The organism is Muricomes intestini (genome assembly GCF_004346165.1).
Classification (GTDB): domain Bacteria; phylum Bacillota; class Clostridia; order Lachnospirales; family Lachnospiraceae; genus Muricomes; species Muricomes intestini.
In genome coordinates, this window is sequence record NZ_SLZZ01000002.1 from 220,167 (window position 1) to 244,732 (window position 24,566).

The 24,566-nt window shown below is 43.0% G+C and carries 25 protein-coding genes and 1 pseudogene; 4 read left to right on the top strand and 22 right to left on the bottom strand.

Translation table 11 applies throughout. The annotated features are described in order from the left end of the window. Positions 1-12: 12 nt before the first annotated feature. From EDD59_RS02655 to EDD59_RS02710, 12 genes are all read right to left on the bottom strand, one after another. The gene (locus EDD59_RS02655; protein WP_132378625.1) at positions 13-1,164 is read right to left on the bottom strand and encodes a rhodanese-like domain-containing protein; all 1,152 of its coding nucleotides are present in this window, start codon (positions 1,162-1,164) and stop codon (positions 13-15) included. 27 nt (positions 1,165-1,191) lie between these two features. After that, positions 1,192-1,812, bottom strand: coding sequence for a cytidylate kinase-like family protein (locus tag EDD59_RS02660; protein WP_132378627.1), 621 nt, complete (start codon positions 1,810-1,812; stop codon positions 1,192-1,194). A gap of 50 nt (positions 1,813-1,862) precedes the next feature. Next, entirely contained in the window at positions 1,863-2,573 is a 711-nt protein-coding gene (locus tag EDD59_RS02665) for an ABC transporter ATP-binding protein (RefSeq protein ID WP_132378629.1), read from the bottom strand. A 13-nt stretch (positions 2,574-2,586) separates the two neighbouring features. Then, positions 2,587-3,345 (bottom strand): ABC transporter ATP-binding protein, encoded by a 759-nt coding sequence (locus EDD59_RS02670; protein ID WP_132378631.1) that lies wholly within the window; start codon positions 3,343-3,345, stop codon positions 2,587-2,589. Between the two features lies 1 nt (position 3,346). Beyond that, entirely contained in the window at positions 3,347-4,420 is a 1,074-nt protein-coding gene (locus EDD59_RS02675; RefSeq protein WP_132378786.1) for a branched-chain amino acid ABC transporter permease, read from the bottom strand. Between the two features lie 18 nt (positions 4,421-4,438). Then, positions 4,439-5,320 (bottom strand): branched-chain amino acid ABC transporter permease, encoded by an 882-nt coding sequence (locus EDD59_RS02680; RefSeq protein WP_132378633.1) that lies wholly within the window; start codon positions 5,318-5,320, stop codon positions 4,439-4,441. Positions 5,321-5,621: 301 nt separating this feature from the next. Then, entirely contained in the window at positions 5,622-6,782 is a 1,161-nt protein-coding gene (locus EDD59_RS02685) for an ABC transporter substrate-binding protein (protein WP_132378635.1), read from the bottom strand. A gap of 294 nt (positions 6,783-7,076) precedes the next feature. After that, on the bottom strand, positions 7,077-7,979 hold the full coding sequence (locus EDD59_RS02690) for a lysophospholipid acyltransferase family protein (RefSeq protein ID WP_132378637.1): 903 nt from the start codon (positions 7,977-7,979) through the stop codon (positions 7,077-7,079). Further along, positions 7,976-8,938, bottom strand: a complete 963-nt coding sequence (locus tag EDD59_RS02695; protein WP_165920841.1) for a glycosyltransferase family 8 protein — start codon at positions 8,936-8,938, stop codon at positions 7,976-7,978. The genes EDD59_RS02690 and EDD59_RS02695 overlap by 4 nt, the downstream gene beginning before the upstream one ends. Further along, on the bottom strand, positions 8,925-9,782 hold the full coding sequence (locus EDD59_RS02700; RefSeq protein WP_132378641.1) for a glycosyltransferase: 858 nt from the start codon (positions 9,780-9,782) through the stop codon (positions 8,925-8,927). Before EDD59_RS02700 ends, EDD59_RS02695 begins: the two co-directional genes overlap by 14 nt. Before the next feature lies 1 nt (position 9,783). Continuing rightward, positions 9,784-10,566, bottom strand: coding sequence for a lysophospholipid acyltransferase family protein (locus EDD59_RS02705; RefSeq protein WP_132378643.1), 783 nt, complete (start codon positions 10,564-10,566; stop codon positions 9,784-9,786). Positions 10,567-10,821: 255 nt separating this feature from the next. Beyond that, a complete protein-coding gene (locus tag EDD59_RS02710; RefSeq protein ID WP_132378645.1) occupies positions 10,822-11,379 on the bottom strand; it encodes a rubrerythrin family protein in 558 nt (185 codons plus the stop codon). Positions 11,380-11,660: 281 nt separating this feature from the next. On the opposite strand from EDD59_RS02710, the gene EDD59_RS02715 reads away from it, so the two are divergent. Further along, positions 11,661-12,932 (top strand): MucBP domain-containing protein, encoded by a 1,272-nt coding sequence (locus tag EDD59_RS02715; RefSeq protein WP_132378647.1) that lies wholly within the window; start codon positions 11,661-11,663, stop codon positions 12,930-12,932. A gap of 194 nt (positions 12,933-13,126) precedes the next feature. Here the strand turns inward: EDD59_RS02715 and EDD59_RS02720 are convergent. Next, positions 13,127-13,561: pseudogene (locus tag EDD59_RS02720) on the bottom strand (MFS transporter); the annotation flags it as partial. A 92-nt stretch (positions 13,562-13,653) separates the two neighbouring features. Between EDD59_RS02720 and EDD59_RS18030 the strand changes: the two are divergent. The 3 genes from EDD59_RS18030 to EDD59_RS02730 all read left to right on the top strand — a co-directional run bounded on the left by EDD59_RS18030 (position 13,654) and on the right by EDD59_RS02730 (position 15,401). After that, positions 13,654-14,001, top strand: coding sequence for a transposase (locus EDD59_RS18030; protein WP_242862757.1), 348 nt, complete (start codon positions 13,654-13,656; stop codon positions 13,999-14,001). Further along, positions 13,952-14,809: an IS3 family transposase gene (locus tag EDD59_RS02725; protein ID WP_243117319.1), complete on the top strand. Its 858-nt coding sequence runs from the start codon at positions 13,952-13,954 to the stop codon at positions 14,807-14,809. Before EDD59_RS18030 ends, EDD59_RS02725 begins: the two co-directional genes overlap by 50 nt. Before the next feature lie 250 nt (positions 14,810-15,059). After that, positions 15,060-15,401 carry a cupin domain-containing protein gene (locus EDD59_RS02730; RefSeq protein WP_132378649.1) on the top strand — a complete coding sequence of 114 codons (342 nt, stop codon included), beginning with the start codon at positions 15,060-15,062 and terminating at the stop codon, positions 15,399-15,401. Between the two features lie 10 nt (positions 15,402-15,411). Here EDD59_RS02730 and gpmA read toward each other — a convergent pair whose 3' ends face one another. The 9 genes from gpmA to araA all read right to left on the bottom strand — a co-directional run bounded on the left by gpmA (position 15,412) and on the right by araA (position 24,405). After that, on the bottom strand, positions 15,412-16,368 hold the full coding sequence (gene gpmA, locus EDD59_RS02735; protein WP_330571854.1) for a 2,3-diphosphoglycerate-dependent phosphoglycerate mutase: 957 nt from the start codon (positions 16,366-16,368) through the stop codon (positions 15,412-15,414). Positions 16,369-16,373: 5 nt separating this feature from the next. Next, entirely contained in the window at positions 16,374-16,697 is a 324-nt protein-coding gene (locus EDD59_RS02740) for a hypothetical protein (protein ID WP_132378651.1), read from the bottom strand. Positions 16,698-16,788: 91 nt separating this feature from the next. Beyond that, positions 16,789-17,817 (bottom strand): adenosine deaminase, encoded by a 1,029-nt coding sequence (gene add / locus EDD59_RS02745; protein WP_132378653.1) that lies wholly within the window; start codon positions 17,815-17,817, stop codon positions 16,789-16,791. A 15-nt stretch (positions 17,818-17,832) separates the two neighbouring features. Next, complete coding sequence (locus EDD59_RS02750) at positions 17,833-18,669, bottom strand: N-acetylmuramoyl-L-alanine amidase family protein (RefSeq protein ID WP_132378655.1); 837 nt, start codon at positions 18,667-18,669, stop codon at positions 17,833-17,835. 30 nt (positions 18,670-18,699) lie between these two features. Then, entirely contained in the window at positions 18,700-19,275 is a 576-nt protein-coding gene (locus EDD59_RS02755) for a YARHG domain-containing protein (protein ID WP_132378657.1), read from the bottom strand. A 23-nt stretch (positions 19,276-19,298) separates the two neighbouring features. Continuing rightward, a complete protein-coding gene (locus EDD59_RS02760) occupies positions 19,299-19,979 on the bottom strand; it encodes a hypothetical protein (RefSeq protein ID WP_132378659.1) in 681 nt (226 codons plus the stop codon). 19 nt (positions 19,980-19,998) lie between these two features. After that, a complete protein-coding gene (locus tag EDD59_RS02765; RefSeq protein WP_132378661.1) occupies positions 19,999-21,276 on the bottom strand; it encodes a zinc-ribbon domain-containing protein in 1,278 nt (425 codons plus the stop codon). 87 nt (positions 21,277-21,363) lie between these two features. After that, entirely contained in the window at positions 21,364-22,659 is a 1,296-nt protein-coding gene (locus EDD59_RS02770; RefSeq protein ID WP_132378663.1) for a glycoside hydrolase family 3 protein, read from the bottom strand. A 246-nt stretch (positions 22,660-22,905) separates the two neighbouring features. Continuing rightward, entirely contained in the window at positions 22,906-24,405 is a 1,500-nt protein-coding gene (gene araA / locus EDD59_RS02775) for an L-arabinose isomerase (protein ID WP_132378665.1), read from the bottom strand. Positions 24,406-24,566: the final 161 nt, after the last annotated feature.

Here is a 24,566-nt window from a genome sequence, read left to right on the forward strand (position 1 = left end):
CAGCCCACCACTCTATTTTTCATCATAATCGTCCAGGAAATTGTATTTCCCCTCATTATCATGATACCCTATTATGGTATTTAGGTTTACATTATGCACACTTCTGAAAATGTTCATATCAATCAGATCACTTGTTTTTCTGAGCTCTGCAATCAATTGCTTCATCTCGTCCCGCTTGGAGCCATGCTCTCCCCCACATACACTGCAGTGTTCAGTAAAGCGGCAGGCACATTGTATAAAATGCAGCTGATTATAATCTCTCCACGCTTTAATGTCATTTTCTTTGATCATGTACAGAGGGCGGATCAGCTCCATCCCCTCAAAGTTCCTGCTGTGGAGCTTTGGCATCATTGTCTCAACTTTTCCGCTGTAGAACATTCCCATAAGAGTCGTTTCTATTACATCATCAAAATGGTGTCCCAGGGCTATTTTATTGCAGCCCAGTTCCTTTGCTCTGGAGTACAAATATCCCCTGCGCATTCTGGCACAGAGGTAACATGGACTCTTTTCCACATCTGCAACAATATTAAAAATATCAGATTCAAATACCGTCAGCGGTATTCCCAGAAGCTTCGCGTTGTCTGTTATAATTCTCCAGTTATATTCATTATACCCCGGGTTCATAACCAGAAATACGAGTTCGAAGGGAACCTGTCCATGACGCTTTAACTCCTGCATGAGCTTCGCCAGCAGCATGGAATCTTTCCCGCCGGATATGCACACTGCAATCTTATCCCCTTCTTTTACCAGTTCATACTCCTGTATTGCCTTTGTGAATTTCCGCCAGATACTCTTCCGGAATTTTTTAATAATACTGCGCTCAATATCCGCAGTCTTTTGTTTTGCAAAAGAGTCTTCCGACAGAGTCTGACTGAGTTTCAGTCTTAGCCAGGCTCTGTAACCACCTGCCACATTCACCGCAGAAAACCCGGCATCCGTCAGTGAATTCACTACGTCCATACTCTTATCTCCGGTGTGGCACATCACATATACTGTACTGGTTTTGTCAATACCGGCCGCATATTCCTTAACATCAGACAACGGGACATTGACTGCCCCGTCTACCGTCCCCCGGTTAAAATTGTCCGGCTCACGTATGTCAAGAATGACTGCCTTGTCTTTCTCTATTTGTTGTTCCAGTTCTTCTACTGTAATCGACTTCATAAAAATTTCTTATTTCCTCTATCTATCTTATTCTTTACAAATACTGATGTAAGCCTTTACCACCTCTATCAGCTTATCATAGCTCATGGATGCCGTGTTCAGACAAAGATCGTAATTTCTTGCATCATTCCATTCCCGTCCGGTATAATATTTATAATATTCAGAACGGTGCTTATCCGTCTTCTCAATTTTTTTGATAATTTCCTTTTCTGTCCCCCCGTTTTGTTTCATCACACGGGCAATACAATCGTCCATCGGGGCATACAAAAATAAACGGACTACAAAATCACAGTCTTTCAGGAGATAATCTGCACAGCGTCCTATAATAACACAGGATTCCGTGTTGGCAAGCTCCCTGATTACTTTTGCCTGGTAATTGAAAAGATTGTCATTTGATACGAAATCATCACTGTCCGGTGGAATCACTTCACCATTGTACGCTCTTTTTGCTATCTTAAACAGCGGCAGACTCTTTAATTTCTCGTCTGCCTTTCCAAACAAAGCCTCATTAATCCCACTCTCATCCGAGGCCAGTCTGAGTAAGTCCCTGTCATAGCAGTTTATCCCGAGTTCATCTGCCAGCTTAAGCCCTAATGTCCTGCCGCCGCTTCCATAGCCTCTTGCAATTGTAATTACAGTATGCTTCATAAAATCTCCTCCTCTATCCCGGCATATTCTTCTGAATATGGCTTTCGGATCTACTCTCCTAAATATGCCTTTTTGATCGACTCATTGTTCATAAGCTCTTTTGCATCTCCGCTCAGCACAATGTTTCCTGTCTCTAATACATATGCGCGGTCTGCAATGGAAAGTGCCTTTTTCGCATTCTGCTCTACCAAAAGTACGGTGGTTCCCGAAGCAGAGATTTCTTTAATAATATTGAAAATTTCTTCTACAAAAATTGGGGACAATCCCATGGAGGGTTCATCCATCAGTATAATCCTGGGCTTGCTCATCAGTGCCCTGCCCATTGCAAGCATCTGCTGTTCGCCGCCGCTCAATGTCCCGGCAGCCTGCTTTTTCCGTTCCTCCAGTCGGGGAAAACTTCGATACACGCGCTGCAGAGAGTCTGCTATTTCATCTTTGTCTTTTCTCGTATAGGCCCCAAGCTTTAGATTCTCCAGCACAGAAAGTTCCGCAAATACACGTCTTCCTTCCGGAACATGAGCCATACCCATGGACACAATCTTGTGTCCCGGAACTTTCGTGATATCCTGGCCTTCAAAAATAATGCTTCCCTCTTTTGCCTGAAGCATACCGGTTATTGTCTGCAACGTTGTTGTTTTTCCTGCGCCGTTGGCACCGATCAACGCAATGACCTCTCCCTCATTTACTTCGAAGGAAATACCTTTGATGGCCTGGATCACGCCGTAATACACTTTCAGATCTTTAATTTCAAGCATTGCCATAAATTATTTCCTCCTACTCTCCAAGGTATGCCGTGATAACCTTCGGATCATTTAAGACATCTTTTGTCTTCCCCTGAGCCAGTACCTGTCCAAAATTCAGTACCGTCAGTTCCTCGCAGATACCGGATACCAGTTTCATATCATGTTCAATCAAAAGTATCGTCATGTCAAATTCGTCCCGGACAAAACGGATTGTCTCCATCAACTCTTTTGTTTCATTAGGATTCATTCCTGCCGCTGGTTCATCCAGAAGCAGCAGCTTCGGATTCGTTGCAAGCGCCCGGGCAATCTCCAGCTTTCTCTGTGCGCCGTAAGGCAGATTAGAGGCCAGATAATTTTCCTTATCCTCAAGTCCAAATACTTTTAACAGTTCCCGCGCTTTCTCATTCATCTCTTTCTCTGCTTTATAATACTTAGGCAGACGCAGAACCGACGCAAGCGCAGAATAAGGATAACTGTTGTGCAGCCCTACTTTTACATTGTCCAATACTGATTGTTCTTTAAATAAACGGATATTCTGAAATGTCCTGGCAACTCCCGCCTTATTAATATCTATTGTTTTCTTTCCCGTAATATCTTTTCCATCCAGTTGGATGATTCCACTGTCCGGTTTATAAACTCCGGTAAGCATATTAAATATCGTTGTTTTTCCGGCGCCATTTGGTCCGATAAGGCCATACAGCTGTCCCTTCTGTATAGAAATCTCAAAACTATCTACAGCACGAAGGCCGCCAAAAGAGATACTCAGATTCTTTACTTCCAGCAATGCCATATTACTGTACCCCCTTTGTCTTTTTTGAAAATAGACCCTTAAGTGAATGCCTCTGCCGCCATTCGATTGACTTCGGAGCCCAGTTAAACAGCATCATCGCAATAAGTACAATTGCATAAATCAACATACGATAATCAGACAGCCCTCTTAAGACCTCAGGAAGCATAGTGAGCAGCACTGCCGCGATCATAGAGCCGCGGAAACTTCCCATCCCTCCAAGAACCACAAATACAAGAAGCATAATGGACATATTATATCCAAAGTTAGCCGGTAAAGCTGTCAGCGTAGACAGATTATGTGCATAAAGTACCCCTGCAGTCCCGGCAACTGCGGCTGAAATTGTAAATGCCATCAACTTGAATTTTGTAACAGGAATTCCGACAGATTCTGCGGCAATACGGTTATCCCTGATTGCCATAACAGCCCGGCCCGTTCTGGAATTCACAAGATTGTACACTATAATCAAACTGATCAGAATCAAAATAATGCCAATTACAAAGGAAGCCTGATGAGGAGTTCCTGTAATACCTTTAGGTCCATTGATAATCATCTTCCCTTCCTCTTCCATTTTCAAAGCAGATGCATCTGACACAGAAAAATGCAGACCTTTGGAGTCTTTTCCAACATACAGCACGTTCATAACATTTTTAATAATTTCGCCAAAAGCCAGCGTTACGATTGCCAAGTAATCACCCTGCAAACGCAATACCGGAATTCCAATCAGAAATCCAAAGAGCGCCGCCGTCAGAGTACCTATTATAATGGCAAGGACAAAGCGCAGATTCTCGTTCATCCCTGTATCTACCATATATTTCGTAAAAAAGGCGCTGGAGAAAGCTCCCACACACATAAACCCGGCATGTCCCAGGCTCAATTCACCAAGATAGCCTACACAAAGATTTAACCCAATAGCTGCTATAGAATAAATGCAGAGAGGAACAAGCAGCCCCTGCATCAGACTGGACATGCTTCCCGTCCCGACCATAACCTGTACAATAATAAATACAAGGATTACAATTCCATATGTGACAAAAGAATCCCTTGTCGCTTTTTTCGTATTATTTTTATCAAACATTTTTTTCACTGCTGCCACCTACACTTTCTCATGAATCGGTTTGCCGAGAATTCCGGTAGGTTTCACCAGCAATACAATAATCAGCACTGCAAATACAATTGCATCCGACAGCTGGGAGGATATGTATGCTCTTCCCAAAACCTCAATAATCCCAAGTAATATACCACCGATAAATGCTCCTGGTATGGAGCCGATACCGCCAAATACTGCCGCCGTAAATGCCTTAATACCCGGCATGGAACCGATATAAGGAGTCAGAGTAGGATATGCAGAGCAGAGAAGGACACCGGCGATAGCCGCCAGTCCGGAGCCAATTGCAAAGGTCAGAGAAATCGTTCCGTTCACATTGACACCCATAAGCTGTGCCGCATCCTTATCTTCTGAAACAGCAAGCATGGCACGTCCCGCTTTTGTCTTTTTAATAAACAACATCAATCCTGCCATAATGATAACACAGGTTACAACCGTTACTATAGCAACACTTGAGATTGAAAGTTTTCCACCTGCCAGTTTCAGTGCCGGCAATGTTATAATGGAGGAAAAAGACTTTGTGTCTGCTCCAAATACTAAAAGCGCAATATTCTGAAGCAGATAGCTGACACCAATAGCGGTAATCAATACAGCCAGCGGAGATGCTTTCCTGAGTGGCTTGTATGCTACTTTCTCCACCACAATTCCAAGTACAGTACAAACTACTACTGATATAAGGACGCTGAGCAAAGGATTAAACTGCAGTCCGCTCGTCATCGTAAACACTACATAACATCCGATCATAATTACATCGCCATGGGCAAAGTTCAACATTTTTGCAATTCCATATACCATGGTATATCCAAGAGCAATAATCGCGTAAACGCTCCCAAGACTGATTCCATTAATCAAATAAGCTATGAAACTCATATAAATACCTCTTGCTTTCCCTTCTTTTTACGTTAAGGTTAAATTCCAGCCTGATTCCACTGAATTTTAACCATATAACCCAGGCATTTAAAAGTATGCATATCCAGCACACATGTATACTTTTAAATGCCTGTGCTTTTGACAAATATTTTACCACAAAAAAGTTCAACCGACCACAAAAAAGTTCAACCACTGTAAAAAAGTTCAACCACCATAAAAAAGTTTAGCCGGCTGTAACGAACTGAAAACGGGACTGTCCGCCGACAGCCCCATGTTCTTTCTAGAATTATACATCAGCAGCTTACATCGCTGTATATGTTCCATCCTTGATAATAACAGCTTTTGGCTGTTTGTTTACTTCCCCTGTAGGCTCCCAGTTGAGGCCCTCATCTCCACCGGTCAGACCTTGAATGGTTACCCCCGACATTGCTTCTTTCAGAGTGTCACAAAGGTCAGAAACGCTCATATCCGGAGTAGCTTCTGCTTTTTCCAGAGCTGCCTTGATTGCATAAATTCCGTCGTATGCGTCTGCCGCAAATTGATTTGGCACCTCGCCAAACTCATCTTTATATTTTTTCACAAAATTCTGTGTAGCCTCATCGTCTGCATCTGCCGCAAACGGAGTCAGCAGCATGACACCTTCTGCCAGTGAAGTATCAAAATTCTCAACAGAAAGAATACCATCTAACCCATCGCAGCCGAAGAACTTCGGTGCAAATCCCATTGTATCTGCCTGCTTCAGAATGATAGATGCCTCTGTGTAATAGATTGGCAGGAAAACCAGTTCTGCACCTGAATCCTGTGCTTTCTTTAACTGTGTAGAGAAGTCTGTTTTAGAATCTTCGGTGAAAGCCTCTGTTGCTACAACATCAAGCTTCTCATTCTTCGCCTCCTCTATAAACTTGTCTGAAATTCCTGACGAGTACACATCAGAGCTGTTGTAAATAACAGCAACCTTCGATGCAAGCTTATTCTCCGCGATATATTGTGCTGAAGCAGTACCCTGGTTCGGGTCTGTAAAACAAATCTGGAATACATTTCCATTGGCAAGTACATCTGTCGTTGATGCAGATGGCGTAACCTGAAACATATTATCCTGTGCCGTCTTGTCAGCTACCGCCACACATGGGGTGGATGTGACTGTTCCCAGGAGAACCTGCATGCCCCAGTCTTTGAGAGTATTATAAGCATTGACAGACTTCTCTGCATCACTCTGGTCATCCTCAAACTTATACTCAATCTTATGGCCGTCAATTCCGCCGTCCTCATTGATTTCATCCACAGCAATCTTTGCCGCATTCTTCACAGCTGTTCCATAGATAGCTGCACCTCCTGTAGTAGGTCCAATCCCCCCAATGTAGAATTTATCGTCTTCCTTCTTCGAAGCTGATTTTGATCCGCATGCCGCCAGGCTTGAAACCGCCAGAGCCGCTACTAATAACACACTGACTGCTCTTTTCATAGTCTTTCCTCCTCATTCTCAATGATTTTAGTAACAGTTCAGCCATCAGCTCGATTTTGCTGCGCTTCATCTCGCTGTGGCAGAGCGCCATATGAATTTTCGGCAGCATATGCATACAAAAGCAAGCTTTCTCCTGCCTACGCTGTCGAAAATTCGCATGGCTGAACTGTTACTGATTTTATGGGATATTTTTACACATTTACGCATTAATTCGGTAAAGTTATTCCCCGCAGTTAATGAATAAGGACGCTCTTTACCTGTTCCAGAACGTCCTTATTCCTGTGTCTTATAATACTACACGAGTCTTTCAAAATCAATACTCAATTTATCGGGAATAGTTTGGACAGGAATCCACCCGGCAATGTCCGAGGACTCAAACTTATAGTCCAGGGGTTTTCCGTAGGCAGATTCATAGGCAGCCTTTTTCTGCTCATAGTCCTTTTCGCACATGATAATACTATTCTCTCTGACGGATTTTGCCGGATCGGGATATATTGTCGGAAGAACATGCATGACATACTCTACCTTATAAAATTCCGACGTGTCCAACTCGTCCAGCGCATTCATTTCTACAAAGCAGGAAATCACTGGAGCCTTAAATTTTGCCGCATAGTAATAGGCTCCCCGCTTTGCCGGACGGGGCTTGCGGTAATTAAACCACATTTCCTGTTCCGGGTAAATCAGTACATATTCGTTTCCTGCCAGAGCCTCACTCAGCAACAGTTCAAATTTACCCGCCATATAACTTGGAACACTGCTTATCGGGATGGTATCTGCATAATTCATCAAATACCCTATCCAGCCTGTCATGGCCAGATTCGTTTCCTGACTAACAATACAGAGCCTCTTTTTTCCCAGCTTCCATACCAAATCCCGTACCACTGTATTGTCAAGAGGGCTAAAATGATTGCTTGTCACAATAGCGCCGCCTGTTATCCCGCCCATATTTGCTAATCCCGATATTTTTGTGCTCTCGTTGATACTTCTAGTGACAATACCGGCCACATGACGCGCCGTCCAGCTGTTTAGCCAAAAACAAAAGGATTCTCTTTTTTCCAAATAATTCTCAAGCAGAGCTTCCTTTTGTTTTCTTGTCAGTACAGGATCGCCTTCCTCTACTTTAACATGAAAATCCCCCGCCCCCGCCGCCTTTTTGATATTTTCAATAACCTGGTCTCTTGCTTCTCCAATTATCATAAACGTGCTTCTTTCCCTTCATTGAACACTGTCCGAAAAGTTACCTTGCCGTCTCCAGTGGCATTTCCCCGGGAAATCAGCAAATCCAGGTGCTCATTGTCAGACTGTCTGTCCTGCTCGGTATATGCCCCTTTTATAGCCAGTATTTCCTCTAAAAATCCCGAGGCTTCTGCGTAAGGCCAGAAATATTGCTCATACTGGATATTATCATAATGCCAGGGCTTGGCAAACAGATTGAAATGAACCAGCTTTGGGTTTTCCAGCGGCTCTGTCGCGTCTGATGGCATGGCATCCCAGAGGGCCGGCAGATACGTAACCCTCCCCTTACACATGGCATTGAGATAATCCTGGTCCGGTGCAATACAATCAAAATGGTACTTATTAAATAACTCCAGAAAACGCTGATCTATTCTGGTTTCCCTCAGTTTCTTTAAATTCATCAGAAGAACACCTGAGTTAAAATACTTATCTCTTTCAACGCCTACACAAAGTTCCGCATGCCTGGTCAGTTCGGGTAGTGCTGCGACGACAGGATCAATTACGGCTCCCAACAAATTCTCTCCAAGCGGCGTCTGATACAACTCAGATATATCTCCCGGAACAACAATATCACTGTCAAGATAAATTCCCTTATCATATTCAGGGAACAGGACGGGAATAAAAAGCCGGAAATAAATTGTAAGCGTAAAATAATCCGCCCGCAGTCTGTTAGACATTCGATCTGTAATAGTATTCAGCTCGTCTTTCATCTCAAAGAATTGCATTTCACAATTTTTATCTGCCAATCCGGCAAGCTTCTCTCTATTTAGTTCACTTAGCTCCTTATATAGTACAAACACTTTATATTGATACACCTTTGAAGCATTTTTCAACATTGAAAATAACGCAACTCCCAACAATGGAGCGTAATCGTCATCAATTGTAAAGAATACTGGTATGATCTCCCTAGATTTTTTCATGAACACTCTCCTGTAATTCCTCTTTAATTTTAGAATGCAGCTGCCTGTATGTATGAAGTAATTTATCATATTCATACAGGTTCAGCTCACTGTGCATCCGCTCTATGTCCCATGGTTTTACTGTCACCACATGGAGCCATGGGAAAAACCGAAAACTAGTTGTAAAGTGCTGTAAAACCGTATCCTTCTGCAGCCTGCGCTGCTCATTGAACCTCCGCGGCACTATTTTCTTCGAAACAGCAAGTTTATTCAATGCCGACTGGTCCGGCATAAACATCTTTTTCTCCTCACACAGCTCCCTGCATTTTTGCAGCAGTCCTGATTTGCGGAGCATCTGCATATTCATCAGAAGTACACCCGAGTTCTGGTAATCTGGCTTCAGAAGATTTCTGCGAAAAAGCCAGCGTCCATAATAATCAAGAACTCCTGCAAATTCATAATCCGAAATGTCCTGATGAAAGAATTTTGAACAGTCTTTTCTGCAGATCACATCATTATCCAGATAAAGTATTTTTTCCGGAAGCTCCGGGATTTTATCTGCAAACAGCCTTAACATACAGCAGGGTGTAAAGCGTGTACCCAAATTAGCTTCCGGCACCTGCGCACAAAACATCTCCGTAATATCAATCAGAGAAACAAAATTATTCGAATTGACTTTTTTCACCATTTTGTCTAAAGCGGCTGCAAAATAACCGGATATTGGATGATATTCCTTCCCCTCAACACAAAAATATATAGTCAGTACAAAAATGTGCAGGGGTTCTTTCACATTTTTGAGTAAGGACAGAATGGAGAGGATTAATCCGTCTTCGATTTTTTCGTCGCCGCAATAAAGAATATCCACTCTAGTTTTTCTCCTCTTCATATATAATATACTGATACGTGCTGTTCTTACTCCGCCTCGTCATACAATTGTAGATTTCATCCCTGAGTCTGTTTTTTTGTTTCTTCATGGGGAGCGAAGTATCCGGATAAAACGGCCCGTCCAGATAAATCGTAATGCCCGGTTTTTTTCCATGCTTTCTTTTCTGGTAGGTGGTTGTCATGCAGAAGGACGGAGCGCTGCATTCGACCTGAAACCCGAAAGAAGTTGCAGGAAAAGGGCGGATACCTGTGTACCAAGGCCAGACATGCGCCTCCGGATACAGCACCACACAGTTTCCTTCCCGGATACGCTGTCTGATTGCTTCGTTGAACTTTTTCATTCCACGGAAGGATTCCGGAAGGGGAAGGGCACCCAATGCCGGCAGAAATGTCCCCAGCACCGGAATCCCCAGGTTGGCGGGACTAACTACCGCATACCCCCTCTTTGGAGTGACCGCCCGAATCGGCATAAATGCATCCCCTATAGGCTGAGTATGATTTCCATAGAGGAAAAAACCGTTATCCCCGCATTGCCGGAGTACGGCACGGTTTTTAATTTTTACATGCAAGGCAAACCGGCAGTAAGGAAATGCAAAAATTTCTCCCAGCAGATAAACGAGACGGGAAAAAAAACGATATGATGCACTTTCATGAATCCAGGAATAACCTTTCGTCAATTGAAAGGTTTGCTTCCTGCTTTCTATGAAATCATCCGTAAAGGACTGGTAGTAGCGTATCTGTGCTCCCTGCTTGTTGTTTTGCATTTCGAATACATCCCCTATTTATAACCGTCAATATTTAAGTATTCACAACAAAAGAAGCCTGCATTCTCATTTTTCTTAAACTTTTATCCAGCAGATTTCAAAATTATTGTCCTATGTAGTTGATTTGCTTCCGTGGAGGAGGGGAACTGCATTGATAAAGAGACCCAGTGGAATAAGATAGACCTGCGTAAATCAAAAAACCTCTGAACTATTGTAATTTATTTACATCAGTTCAGAGGTTTTCTTTAGATAAATTTAGAATTCTTTATACATCTCCCGTTTTGCACCACAGACCGGACATTTCTCCGGCGCTTCGTCAAGGACAGTATGTCCACAGACAGGACAAATATAAATCTTTTTCAACTCGATATCCTTGCCTGCTTTTACCGCATCCAATGCTTTCTGGAACAGGTCCGCATGGATTTTCTCAGCTTCCAGGGCAAAATGGAATGAACGTTTTGCTCCGCTTTCATTTTGGAACTCTGCCGCATTCAGGTAAACCGGATACATCTGCTCTACTTCATGAAGCTCTCCATTAATTGCGCCCTGCAGATTTTCTGCTGTTTTCCCATAACCGAATACACCGCCTGCCGGCACTGTTGCATCTGCTGGCTCAGTACCGCCGATCTCCTTGAAATGATTGCTTGCATGTACTCTCTCTGCATAAGAGATCGCGCGGAAAAGCCTTCCTACATTCGGGAAGCCTTCCTTGTCTGCCACGTCGGCCCAGATGAGGTAGCGCATGTGTGCCATACTTTCCCCGCCGTATGCGGAATGAAGAAAATCTGATGTCATTGCATTTTTTACTGCCATTTTAAATACCTCCTCTATGTTTTTAACTACACTCATTCTAGCATTGACAATTTGCAATGTCAATATTCGCCAAAAACCATGCTTTATCTGCAGAACCGTCAATTTTTACCGGCTGTCACAGCGAGATAAAGCGCAGCGAAATCGAGCTGATGGCTGAACTGTTACATAGAGTGTCAAGAATATACAGATTTTTCTTTACTCGAAACTGTGCAGGTGATATCATATTAATAGTTGATACTTTAAATATAATTCAGAGTTATAGCTTAGGAGGAATTTAATTTATGAAAGGACAACTTTTTCATACTAAAGCTTCTCTTTTGTTGCAAGGTGTGAAGAAGAAACTGCTTACTTTAAGTTTAATTGGACTAATAATCACAGGGGCACAACTTATCGTTTCGCCTCTGGATGTTTCTGCTGAAGAATTTTCTTCGCCAGATTATCCGCCTTATAGCATTTCTGCAGGTATATATGTTTTAGAGATCAGCCCATACGAAGAAACATTCACCAGAAGTGAATTATGGCAGATATACCATGACAGCGGCTCAACTGATGCGCTGTATGATACCCTGGCGGGGATTCCATATTCTGTGAATGGAGAAAATTTCACTTCCTATCACGATAACAAATTAAGTGATGGGAATCGTGTTCTTTTAACAGTTACCTGGTCTCCCCAATTGTTGGATTATGTAGATAATAATATAATCGGTACTGCTGATAAAACGTCTCCTCTTGACTTCACAATCACTTTTGAATCTGCACAGTTTTCCTTAAATATTACAGAGGGAGAGGCAGCAGATACTATTATTGCATTACCCGTTGATCTTGAAGGCAAAATTTATAAGACAGTTCACATTATTGACGACTCAACAATTGTTAATGTTCATTATAAGGATGAGAGCGGCGGGCAAATTGCCGACAGCGTTCAACTTCAGGGATATACAGGCATGAATTACGCTTGTGAGCAAAAGGATATTTACGGTTATACTCTTAAAGAAATTAAAGGCAGTGAGACAGGTAGTTTTACAGATGAGACTCAAGAAGTAACCTATGTGTATACCAAAAATCCCACAGCGGCTGTACAGGGTATTGTCAATGTTCAGTATACAGACGAAAATGGCAGCCAGATTGCCGATACTGTTCAGTTAAAAGGAAATGTCGGTGAATCATACAAATCTGAGCAGAAAAATATCGTTGGCTATACTTTTAAGAAAATCAAAGGCAATGCAGATGGCAGCTATACAGAGGCAGCTCAAGAAATAACCTATGTATATACCAAAAGCACTGATAAGCAGAAGTCTGGTTCATCTGACGACAATAACACTGATACGAAGGATAGCGCTGATACGAAAGATAGCTCTGATACGAAGGATAAAGTAAAGGGCAGAGACACTGTGCACTCTAAAAAAGCGACATCCAAAGCCGGGAAATCTTCAAAAACCGGGGATCAGCTCTCCCCGGAGTTGATCATTTCCCTTGGAGGAATTTTTATTGGAATCTCAGGATTGTTACTCTATATTAAAAAAAATAAGAAACCCGGGCATGATGACCAATAAACAATTTTTATAAAACCCTCTTCACTCCCAGAGTGTAAGGACAGTTATTTCATTAAGCTCCACAAGTGCCTGTATCACGCTTATGGAGCTTAATCACTTATTTGAGTATATAATACCACGCAAAAGAGGTTCTCTGTTTAAAACACCTCTCAGATATAAAGTTTATTAATCATAACCTTTACTTTAACATTTCTTTATTCTTTCTCATTCATGACAGATATTATATCTAATTTTCTTACCTCAGTTATTCTCGGGCATATTATAGCAATGCCCATGATCGGAACACCGGATAGCAAAAACCAATGATTTACACCAATTCTGTCAGCAAAATATCCCGAAAGAATTAACCCTGCGGGCATAGCCAGTGACATGATACTCCCTGTAAGAGAAAATACACGGCCTAAAAATTCAGGTTTAATTTTCTCCTGGAAAAGTGCCGTTTGCACGCCACTGTAAAAGGGTACCGAAAAGCCCATGATTGCACAGCAGATTGCAAATATCACAAAGCCACTTGGTGGAAGCAGCCCCGAAATGGCCAAACTGGCTCCCATCATGAAAATCGATACCGACATTAACAGAATTCGCTTTTTGCATCTGCCAAGTGTCCCCAGTACCAAACCACCTATCAACTATAATGGTCTCATAATTTAAGACACTTTTTCGGACAGATTTTAATGAATCTGATATACTAAAACCAGTATGAAAGAAAGGATTCATTGCTATGTCCAGACAAAGAAGAAACTTTAGTGCTAAATTTAAATCAGACCTTGTAATCGAGCTGCTTAAGGGCGAGAAAGATCTCAATACCTTAGCAACTGAAAATAATATCCAGCCAAATCTACTCCGCAACTGGAAAAAAGAATTCCTTAACAATGCTTCTGCAATATTCGACGACAAACGTGAGGAAAACTTCAAAGACAAGCTTGCCGAAGAACGCAAGGAGAAAGCGGAGTATGCCAAAAAGGTTGGTCAGTTAACCATGCAGGTTGACTGGCTGAAAAAAAAATCTGAAGAACTTTGTGGACCTGACTACGAGAGTAAGTTTAGTCCAAAACCTTTTGACGACTAAAGAAATACCTGCTTCTGTTGGTGCAAAGCTTCTTGATATCAATCGCACAAGCATTTATTACAAGGGCAATCCAGTATCAGAAGAAGAATTGACGTGTAAAGAGATTATTGATCATCTTCACACCGAAAATCCGACCTGGGGTACAAGACAAATGTCTGCACAGCTCAAAGCACGTGGATACCTTGTAGGTCGCCGCAAGGCACGTCGCTACATGAATGAAATGGACATCTTTCCAATTTATCCAAAGATGAACCTATCAAAACGAATGCAGCAGGCAAAGGTATGCCCTTATCTTCTTCGTAACGCCGTCATAGATGCGCCAAATCAGGCATGGTCTATTGACATTACATATATTCCGATCAGACACGGATTCTTGTATCTGACTGCTATAATTGACTGGCACAGCCGCTGTATTGTTGGCTGGGAAGTCGATGATACTCTTGATACCAGAATGGTTATCAACGCCTTGAAAAAGGCCTTCAAAGTGGCTAAGCCGCAAATCCTGAATTCAGATCAGGGCTGCCAGTTTACAAGCCAACAATACATTGACTTCGTAAAACAAAACGGAATTCGACAGAGCATGGACGGTAAGAGCAGATGGGCTGATAACATCATGATTGAGCGATGGTTCCGCAGCTTCAAGTATGAGGAAGCTTATCTGACACAGTACAATAACATCAAGGAAGCCAGATCCGCTATTGGGCGATATATCCACACTTATAACTTTGAACGACGTCATTCTGCACTTGATTATCAAATACCGGCTGAATGCTACTATCCGGCAATGCTATTGCCATATGTAGCTTAATGCATATTTGGATCTGGAGAGTGTTCCACTATTCTCCCCCTGTTCCTTGTCACTTATCAACCATATCAGTTCATTATAAAAATCTTAAATTTTTGTCTTGACAACTGAGCCACTATATATTAGCACTAAATTTCTTAAAAATCAGCAGGTTTGTTGTTATAACAACAGATTTTTTTGAATAAACATGGTATGTTTGGCACAGAAAGTGAAAACCCTATAAAGATGTATTCATATGAGAGGAGCTTTTAACATGCCTTATATCAAAAACATAAACCATGAAGAGCAGCTGCATCTGGCAGACCAGGTTACTGTCCAGCCGGGGCAGGTTGTCAGCAAGACCCTTGCCCAGAATAAACACGTAAGCATTACCCTTTTTGCCTTTTCTAAGGGAGAAGAAATTGGAACTCACGATTCCACCGGTGATGCCATGGTACTTGTGCTGGATGGAACCGGGCAGTTTACAGTAGATGGCACGGCATATGTGCTTGAAGCAGGAAATACCTTGATTATGCCGGCTAATAAGCCTCATGCAGTATTTGCAAAAGAAGACTTCAAAATGCTGCTTACAGTAGTTTTTCCCTCTGAACAATAATTAATCCAGTTTATTTTGCTTTCCCCTGTGCCACAACTGCTTTCATTTTAGCTTCAATAGCATCCTGATCACCAAGATAGAACTTCTTGTGCATTTTCCCGTCATCCGTGAATTCATAGACAAGCGGAATCCCTGTAGGAACATTAACCTTTGTAATTTCTTCCTCACTGAGCTGTTCAAAGTACATGATTAACGCCCGCAGAGAATTTCCATGAGCGGCGATGGCAACCCGTTTCCCAGCATTTATCTGTGGAAGAATTTCCTGCTCATAATAGGGAATCACACGTGCAATCGTATCTTTTAGACTCTCGGTAAGGGGAAGCTCTGAGGCATTGATTCCGTGATATAAATCCTGCAGTGCAGGATTTCGCTCGTCATTCGGTTTAAGGGCGGGCGGCTGTACATCAAAGGATCTACGCCAGATGTGTACTTGCTCCTCGCCGTATTTTTGTGCGGTTTCCGTCTTATTAAGTCCCTGTAGAGCCCCATAGTGCCGCTCGTTCAGCTTCCAGCTTTTAATGACTGGCAGATCTATCCGCCCCATCTCTTCAAGAGCAAGCTGCAGTGTATGGATAGCACGCTGTAAGTAAGAGGTATAGGCAATATCAAAGTCATAGCCCTCTTCTTTCAAAACCTTGCCCGCACTTTTTGCCTCCTCTATCCCTTTTGGAGATAAATCTACATCTTTCCAGCCTGTAAAACGATTCTCCAGATTCCATTCACTCTGTCCGTGTCTGAGTAAAACTAAAATTTTCATAAGCACACCAGCCTTTCTTTTATCTATTGCTTGATTATATCCCATTATCATGGCAATGTATAGCCAGTACTGTGAACTTAGCAGATGATATAGAAACTTTCTCAGCCCTGTTTCGAGCCTGGAAATATTGACAAACGCACCCACCAATTGCTCCAGCCCCTTAAGCTGCTCCAGAATATATGAAAGCTGCCGACTGTCTTCATTTAACATTTTATTTATCTTTCAGCTGCATCACCAGCATATTTTTTGTATCCCAGTTCCATATCTTGATACAGCCGAAATCCTGTCAGTACACCCGTCTTAAAGTAGACTTCATCATGGAGTATGGCAAAGTCATTCACCGCTTCAAACAAACTGTCATCCTCCCTGTTTGCCTCCGCATACAGCTCCTCAAGCCTGTCAAAAATCTTTTCATAGGACTCATCAATTTTTTCTTCACACTCCTCTGCCGTCGCCCCTACATAATCCGAATCATAAATTAAATATGATATAAGATTATCCAGTTCTGCCCTTTTTAAAATGTCCCTTATTTCATGCATAGCATTGCCTCCTTATGTAAATTTTGCTTCATTTTGTTTACACTCATTATATTACACCGGCAAAATGCTAGCAATCAGTTTGTAACTGGATTTAGACAGATTGTTCTAACTTCTTGAATAAATTCACCTTCCGTTCATATTCCTCCGCCAGCTTTCTTTTTTGAACTGAGGGAAGGAATACAGCTTCTACAGCTGTTCTGCCGGCTTCCTCCATAATACGCTCATCAATTTCCTGAAAGCTGCCGCCCAGAAGCTCCCACTCCTTGGTTAAACATGTGTCTGACACCATCCGGTTATCAGTATTGATTGTTACAGGAACATTTTCGCAGGCCATTTCCACAAAGGGATAATTTCTAATTGAGTCAACTGCCTTTGTCTGCAGATTGCTTACCGGGCACATTTCCAGGACAATATTATTTTTAATACACATTTGTTTTATCTCCGGATTGCCGGCAATTGCAACACCGTGGCCGATCCTGCATGCACCCATTTCTATTGCTGTTTTTACATTTTGGGCAGAACCGCATTCACCGGCATGTACCGTAAACGGTATTCCCAGGTTCCCGGCTTTGTCAAATATATTTTTATACAGACCGGGCGGGTAACTTTTTTCATCTCCGGCTAAATCAAGTCCGGCTGCCCCACAGTGTAACAGCTCTTTCGCGCACTCCACTGTTTTTAAATTATTTTCTTCGGATGCACCCCGCATCATACACAATATAGCTCTGCTTTTCACCCCAAAGTCCCGCTCTCCCAGCTCCAGCCCCTTAAGAACGGCCCGGCATGCCTCACTTTGGGACAGTCCTTCTCTGCAATGAAACTGGGGAGCAAACCTTACTTCTATGTATATTGTGTTTTCATCTGCTGCTTCACGAATCAGCTCATATGCGGCAATCTCCAGATTCTCCCGGCTCTGCAAAAAAGGGAGAGTATAGTCAAAGCATGCTAGATACGTACGCAAATCCGAAACCTTTTTGGGGACTTTCATTTTATCTGCCATCTGATCCAAATCGCCCTCACCTTTCATTATTCTCTTAACGGCACTGTGCATCACCGAGCCATCCAAATGACAGTGCAGTTCAATTTTAGGAAATCTTTTTACACCATTTACACTTAACATCAGATACCTCTCTTCTTAATACCCAAAAAAGTCATCTATCCCGCCGGCAATTCCCTGTACAATTTTCTCCTGATACGACCGTGTCTGCAACAGTTTATCTTCCTCCGGATTCGTCATATATCCCATTTCAACGATTGTAGCCGGAACTATGCACCAGTTATTTCCGCTCATGGAATCCGTTTCCAGTACTCCATCATTCTCACTGCCGGCCGCTTCACACAGCTTATTAATAATACAGTCTGAAAGCTGTCTGCTGGCTGTGTACAGTTCCGGTACATAGGGGTTCTGCGGCGTGATGCAGATTGTCATTGCGCCCCGGGCCGACTGCTCCTCCGAACCGTTGGCATGGATTCTGACAAATACATCGGCTTTTGCATTATTGGCTGTCTCTGCGCGCTGAACACAGCTGACAGGGATGTCATTAGTTTTGCGGGTCATCAGCACTGCATATCCTCTGTTCTCAAGCTCTTGCTTCAGTTTAATGGAGATATTCAGTGTCAATTCATATTCCGGTACCCCGGTGCTGATTCCGGTTGTACCGCTTGTATCTGCCGGCTTAAATTCAGAGGCTCCCGGCCCCAAGGGTTCGCTTCCTTCCGGAAGAACTGCAGAGTGCCCTGGATCCAGAACTATAATTTTCTGTTTTTCCTTTGCATCTTTAGGTACAGTCTTTTCCTCCCGGGCCTCCTGTTCCTCCCGAAGCACCTGCTCCTCCTCATTTCTCTCTCTTGCTTCTCTCTGCTCTTTTTCTGCCTGTGCTACTTTGTATTCTTCCTCCTGTGATTTACCCGAACAGCCTGCCAGAACCATAGCTGCACACAAAACTAAAAGTACCCCTTTCACTGTCCCCATTTTCGTCTCCACATCTGCCAGACTGCAGCACTATTCCAACTTATATCCGCCGCTGGCCTTTTTATATTCTGCCTTCTTCAGTAATTCCGAATTTTTCTTTTCTATATCGGACAAAACTTTTACACCATAATTGGAATCAAAATCCTTCCCCTCATATTTTCCTTGATACCAGCTCTTGCTTTCAAAATACTCCTGCAGTTCCTTGGAGCTGAATTTTCTGCCGTGTCTTGCATAAATTTCGTTTCTGGCATAATTCAAATCCTGGGCAGACAATCTTTTTATGTCGGGCTCTTTTAACAGTTTTGTATTACTGTCCGGGAGTATATAATCTTCTGGGTCTTCATCCTCAGGCTTCTCCCCGCTATCTGCCTCATCCCCCGAAGTCCCGCTGGCAGTAACTGTTATGCTGTCTACTATTTTCAGCTCATCTTCTTTTGGTTTAATTGTCTCAGGCTCCGCTGTTTTTGCAGTTTCTCCAGGATCGCCGGGCGTGCTGCCCCCGGCGGCGGACACTAACACACTTCCCACAATTAAAGTGAGAACAATCAACACGGGCAGCACACCCGCCAAAATTTTAAGTATATTATTTTCTCTCGTTTTGTCCATACCTATGTCCTTGTTATTAAATATTAGTCTACTTTCCACTTTTCAACTACGGAATCTCCGAGCTTTTGAATATCTAGAATCACCGCTCCCAGTTCTCTGACTGCAATGTCTGTATCCTCGCCCGGAAGAAACTCTATAGTAGAAGCCGCCATCCGCCTGTTTCCGATATACGTCAATTCATCCGATGCATGTTTTGTCATAATCAGAATGGAGAAACTTGGCTTCATCGCATATAGAAAAAGCAACACCATATAAATCAGCAGCACAATGACTGCTGCAAGTATGTCGGTCCTTGTTTGAAATGGGTTGCTTATCATACAGCCAATGATCATGACAATCGCACCAATAAAAAGCCCAAGCAAAAAGTCCCATGCCCGAAAGCTCACTCCATTTGAAACAGAAATTCCTGTCACCTCGTCAATTCCAAATTCCATATGACTTATTACTTTTTTACTCCAGGAATGGCCGCTTAAATGAAAAATAATTCTCTTGTTTGTTACCTGAATCTTGCCCTCCTGCCGCAATCTGCATATTCTGGAGCGGGCATTGCAGATATGATACTGTTTCACAGGAATTTCCTTCTCACAAAGTGCAGCTAAATCTGGAGCACTCTTTTCCCCAGCCGCCTTTCCTGTTTGTTGCCGGCACCGGCAAATCTCACCTTCTGCCAAAGGTCTCCCACATTGGTTACAAAACTTTGCCATTTCTATTCTCCCCTTTTTGTTACAACACACTTTCAATATTCATAGATGCAAGTTTATAGGTTTTTCCATCATATCCAAAGGAAGCACTCATATAGGAATTTCCTGTGCCGCCTTCCTCTATATCATATGTATGATTCCCCCACAATTCATAAGAATTCGTATACTGCATCTCATATGCGAACGTCAGCTTTGCGCTTGGCATGCCCGGATAAGCGGAGTCATTATAGGGTTCACAATTAAAATCTGTAAATGTCACCTGATTGAGCGTATTCATTTCATCATCATGCATTCCCTCAACAAGGTAGTCATATTCCTTCTTGCAGGCATCTCCATACTCCTTCAGGAACAAATCCGAAACCTCCGAGAAATCCTTTTTCTCCATTGCTGCTTTGTAAACCCTTTCCAGTGCTTTCTGCAGCTTTGCCTGAATGGCACTTTTACCTTTCTCTGTCAGTTGCAGTTCAGCTGCCGTAAATTCCTTATCCTGCACCGCATAAAAATCTGTATCATACACTTCAAACCATGGTGCTGCTGCCTGTAGCTTATGGCTCCCTGTGAACAGGGTAACATAATAGCTGTCCATTCCGTCTGCCTTGCTTTTTCCTTTTTCGGAATCTGTCAGTGCAATCCCATCCACTGTGGCTGATGCACCGGCCGGCACATTTATGCAGAAATCTTTTACCACCTGTCCGTCCGAGGTAACCTTCCACGTGCCGAAAAAAGAGCCCCTTTTCTGTTTCGTCAGATTCAGCTCCATAGTATCGGATTTCTGATCCTTGGTTGTATACTCTACCGTAAAGTTTTTCTGAGTACCAGCGTCCGCTTTCTTGCCGTCTTTAATTTCAAATTCTGCGATTTTCGGAATTTCAGAACTTCTCATAGCTTCAATGAACCGTGCCTTTTGGAGAAATTTCCCTTCAGAGTAGCCTGTCATGTCATATACTTTTGACCAGTTTTCTTCTGAATACGCCCTTAAATATCGTTTTACAGATGCCTGGGCGGTATTCCGGCTTCCGGCGATTCCAAAAAGGATCACAACCACCAGAATCAGACAAGCCAATTCTGCAAGCACTACAATCTGCAGCCTGGTCCATCTTCTCCTTCTTTCTTTATAGTCACGCTTACTGGCTCCCGGTTTTCTTACCAGGGTTTCCGTATCAGGCGTATCCTTACCTTGCTGCTGTTCACCCTTCTGCCGGATCAGGTGTATGGTGGCTCCTTCCAGTTTTGTTCCACAATGTTCACAGAATTTAGCTTCATCTTCATTTTCCATGCCACAGTTTGGACAAAGCAACATACTACTATACCTCTCTTTCAGGCTTTTAATATTTTAAATGATACCACAAACTTGCTCTTCTGAACACCTTCCGGAAAAAATTCTCAATTATCCCTCTATCCGCTCCAGCTTTTTCCTGTAAATCCTGCGAAGTGATTCATCCAGCCGTTCTTCCGTGATTGTATGATTGTTTACCGCATCCAAAACTGCCTGGCGCGCCGCAAGAAAGTCCTGAGGCATCAGTATCATGTCTCCGCCGGCCTGAATCACCATAACAGCCGACCCTGCCGGGTCATAGTAATTTACAATGGCTCCCATACTCATGGAATCTGTTATTACAATTCCATCATACCCGAGTTCATTTCTCAGGCAGCCGGTAATAATCTGCTCTGACAGCGAAGCCGGTGTATTGTCTCCGGTTATGGAAGGTACAGAGATATGCCCTGCCATCACCATGTCTGCGCCTGCTTGAATACCAGCCTGAAACGGCAGAAATTCTGTTTCTCGCAGCTCTTCTATAGTTTTATTCGAGATTGCAGCCTGTTCATGACTGTCCTCAATTGTGTCCCCATGACCTGGAAAATGTTTCAGTACCGCACTGACATTCTGCTCCTGCATTCCTTCCACTTCCCTGACCACCATTTGGGATACCAGATTTGAATCATTTCCAAAAGACCTTGCTCCGATCACCTGATTTTCCGGGTTCACTGCCACATCTGCCACCGGCGCAAAATCCACATTAAATCCCAGCTGTTTTAAATAGCCTCCTATGGTATTCCCCACCTCATACGCCTTTTCCGGTTCAAGAGTACTTCCTATCTCCTGCATATTAGGAAATGTGGGTACCTGGATGGTTCCGCTATTGGCAACCCGTGCGACAAGCGGGCCGCCTTCCTCATCCACACCGGTGAACAACGGATATTTGCTATAAGATTGCAAATTTGCAAGCATTGTTCGAAGCTGATCCTCATTCTGGATATTTTCGGAAAATAAGACAACCCCGCCTACCGGATAGGAGTCCAACGCCTCCTTTGTCATATCTCCTGCCTGTGTTGCCGTGTCAACCCCTGTCAGCGCTTCCGGACGCACAAAAAATAACTGGCACACCTTATCCTCCAGAGACATATCTTTCAGTATTTTATCAATCTCCAATTCAAGCTTTTCCTCCTCTGTCAGTTCAGGTTCCTTCTCCGCCTCCTGCCCGGCCGGATTATTGCCGGGATTATCGTCTTGCTGTTCATCAGAAGCCCCTTCCGCAGGTTCTTTTGTTTCCTTTTCACCTGTCCGGTTTTGATTTTCTCTGAAAACATAGTACCCCCCTGCAAGCAGTACAATTAAAAGGAGCAGTACTGTCAGCCAAATCAAATACTTCTTTTTACTTTTATTGCCTCGCCCTGGTTTCATGCATTTCTCCTTCCTAAGCCCGCATTCTATTCTTTCTGTAGACCTTCAAATAAAAACAACTTTTCTACTGTTGTAGTCTTAGTAAAGATCCTATTCAATTTAATTTCATTAGGAATAATTGTCAATGCCATTAACTTTTATTAATTGTACCAAACATAAATACAAAAATATAGCACTGAAGTGTATACATACACATCCAATGCTATACTTTTGTTTATCATGCACGCTGAACCTATTTATAAAATATTACTTGCGATATGCCACACTGTTCCACAGCAGTTCATTCTTGAACTGACGAATGTTTGTATTCTTATCAATATAAACAGCCTCGATTCCCATGCTCGCTGCCCAGTCTCCCAACTGCTCTGCAGTCAGGTCATAAGAAAACGCTGTATGATGTGCACCACCTGCCAAAATCCACGCTTCGGCTCCTGTCAAAAGATTTGGTTCCGGTGTCCAGAATGCTGTGGCGACCGGAAGCTTCGGCATTGGTTTTTCTGTTTTCTTACAGTTTACATCGTTGATGATAAGGCGGAATCTGTCCCCTAAGTCAATCAGCGATGTTGCAACAGCAGGCCCTTCTTTTGCTGTAAATACAAGTCTTGCCGGGTCTTCTCTGTCACCCATGGAAAGAGGCTGCTCCTTGATGCTGATCTTGCCTTCAGCAATGCTCGGGCAAACCTCCAGCATGTGTGCCTGCAGAATTCCTTCTTTTCCGGGTACAAGATTATATGTGTAATCCTCCATGAAAGAAGTTCCCTTTGCATCTTTCATCCCGCCTGTCATAATTTTCATCAGGCGAACCATAGCCGCCGTTTTCCAGTCACCCTCTCCGCCAAATCCATAGCCTTTTTCCATCAATCTCTGAATCGCAAGTCCCGGCAGCTGTTTCAGATTTCCAAGATCGCCAAAATGTGTCACGATTGCCTGATAGTTCTTTTCCTCCAGGAATCTTTCAAAACCAATTTCTATTCCTGCCTGAACCTCTACATGTCTGCGGAACTCCTTTTCATCTCTGCCTTCCAGAAGAATCTCATATTTGTCATAATATTCTTCCACTAATGTATCAATATCTGCCTGAGAAACAACTGCCACAGCCTCTGTAATCTCATTTACCGGGTAAGCATCTACTTCCCAGCCAAACTTAATCTGAGCCTCGACTTTATCGCCCTCCGTCACAGCGACATTTCTCATATTATCCGCAATACGCATAACACGGATGTGACTGCTCTCGATAACTCCGACTGCAGTTCTCATCCATGAGCCAATCTTTTTCTGGACTTTCTCATCAGCCCAATATCCCACAACAATCTTACGTTCCATGCCCAGACGGCTGAAAATATGGCCGTACTCTCTGTCACCGTGCGCTGCCTGGTTCTCATTCATGAAATCCATGTCGATGGTATCATATGGGATTTCCTGATTAAACTGTGTGTGTAAATGAAGCAACGGTTTTCTATATTCCTGAAGCCCGAGAATCCAGGACTTAGCAGGTGAAAATGTGTGCATCCAGGTGATAACACCGGCACAGCTCCCATCCATATTTGCCTCATTAAATGTCTTCCTGATTAATTCATTTGTGATAAGCGTTGGTTTCCACACCACTTCGTATGGAAGATTGCCGGAGGCATTCAGCACCTCCACAATTTTCTTTGAATGCGCTGCCACATGCGCCAGGCATTCATCCCCATATAAATCCTGTGATCCGGTACAAAACCAAAATTGATAATTCTTTGTCTTTAACATAGCTTCATTCTCCTTTACTATTGTATATTTACACGTAGCTGATGATTTAATACGTTTTATGATTTCATTATAGAAAAATCCAGACATCAGTTTCAATTTCATAACTCTGCCATTATTTCAAAAAAGTTACCTAATCCGACCGATTATAAAATTATTGTGAT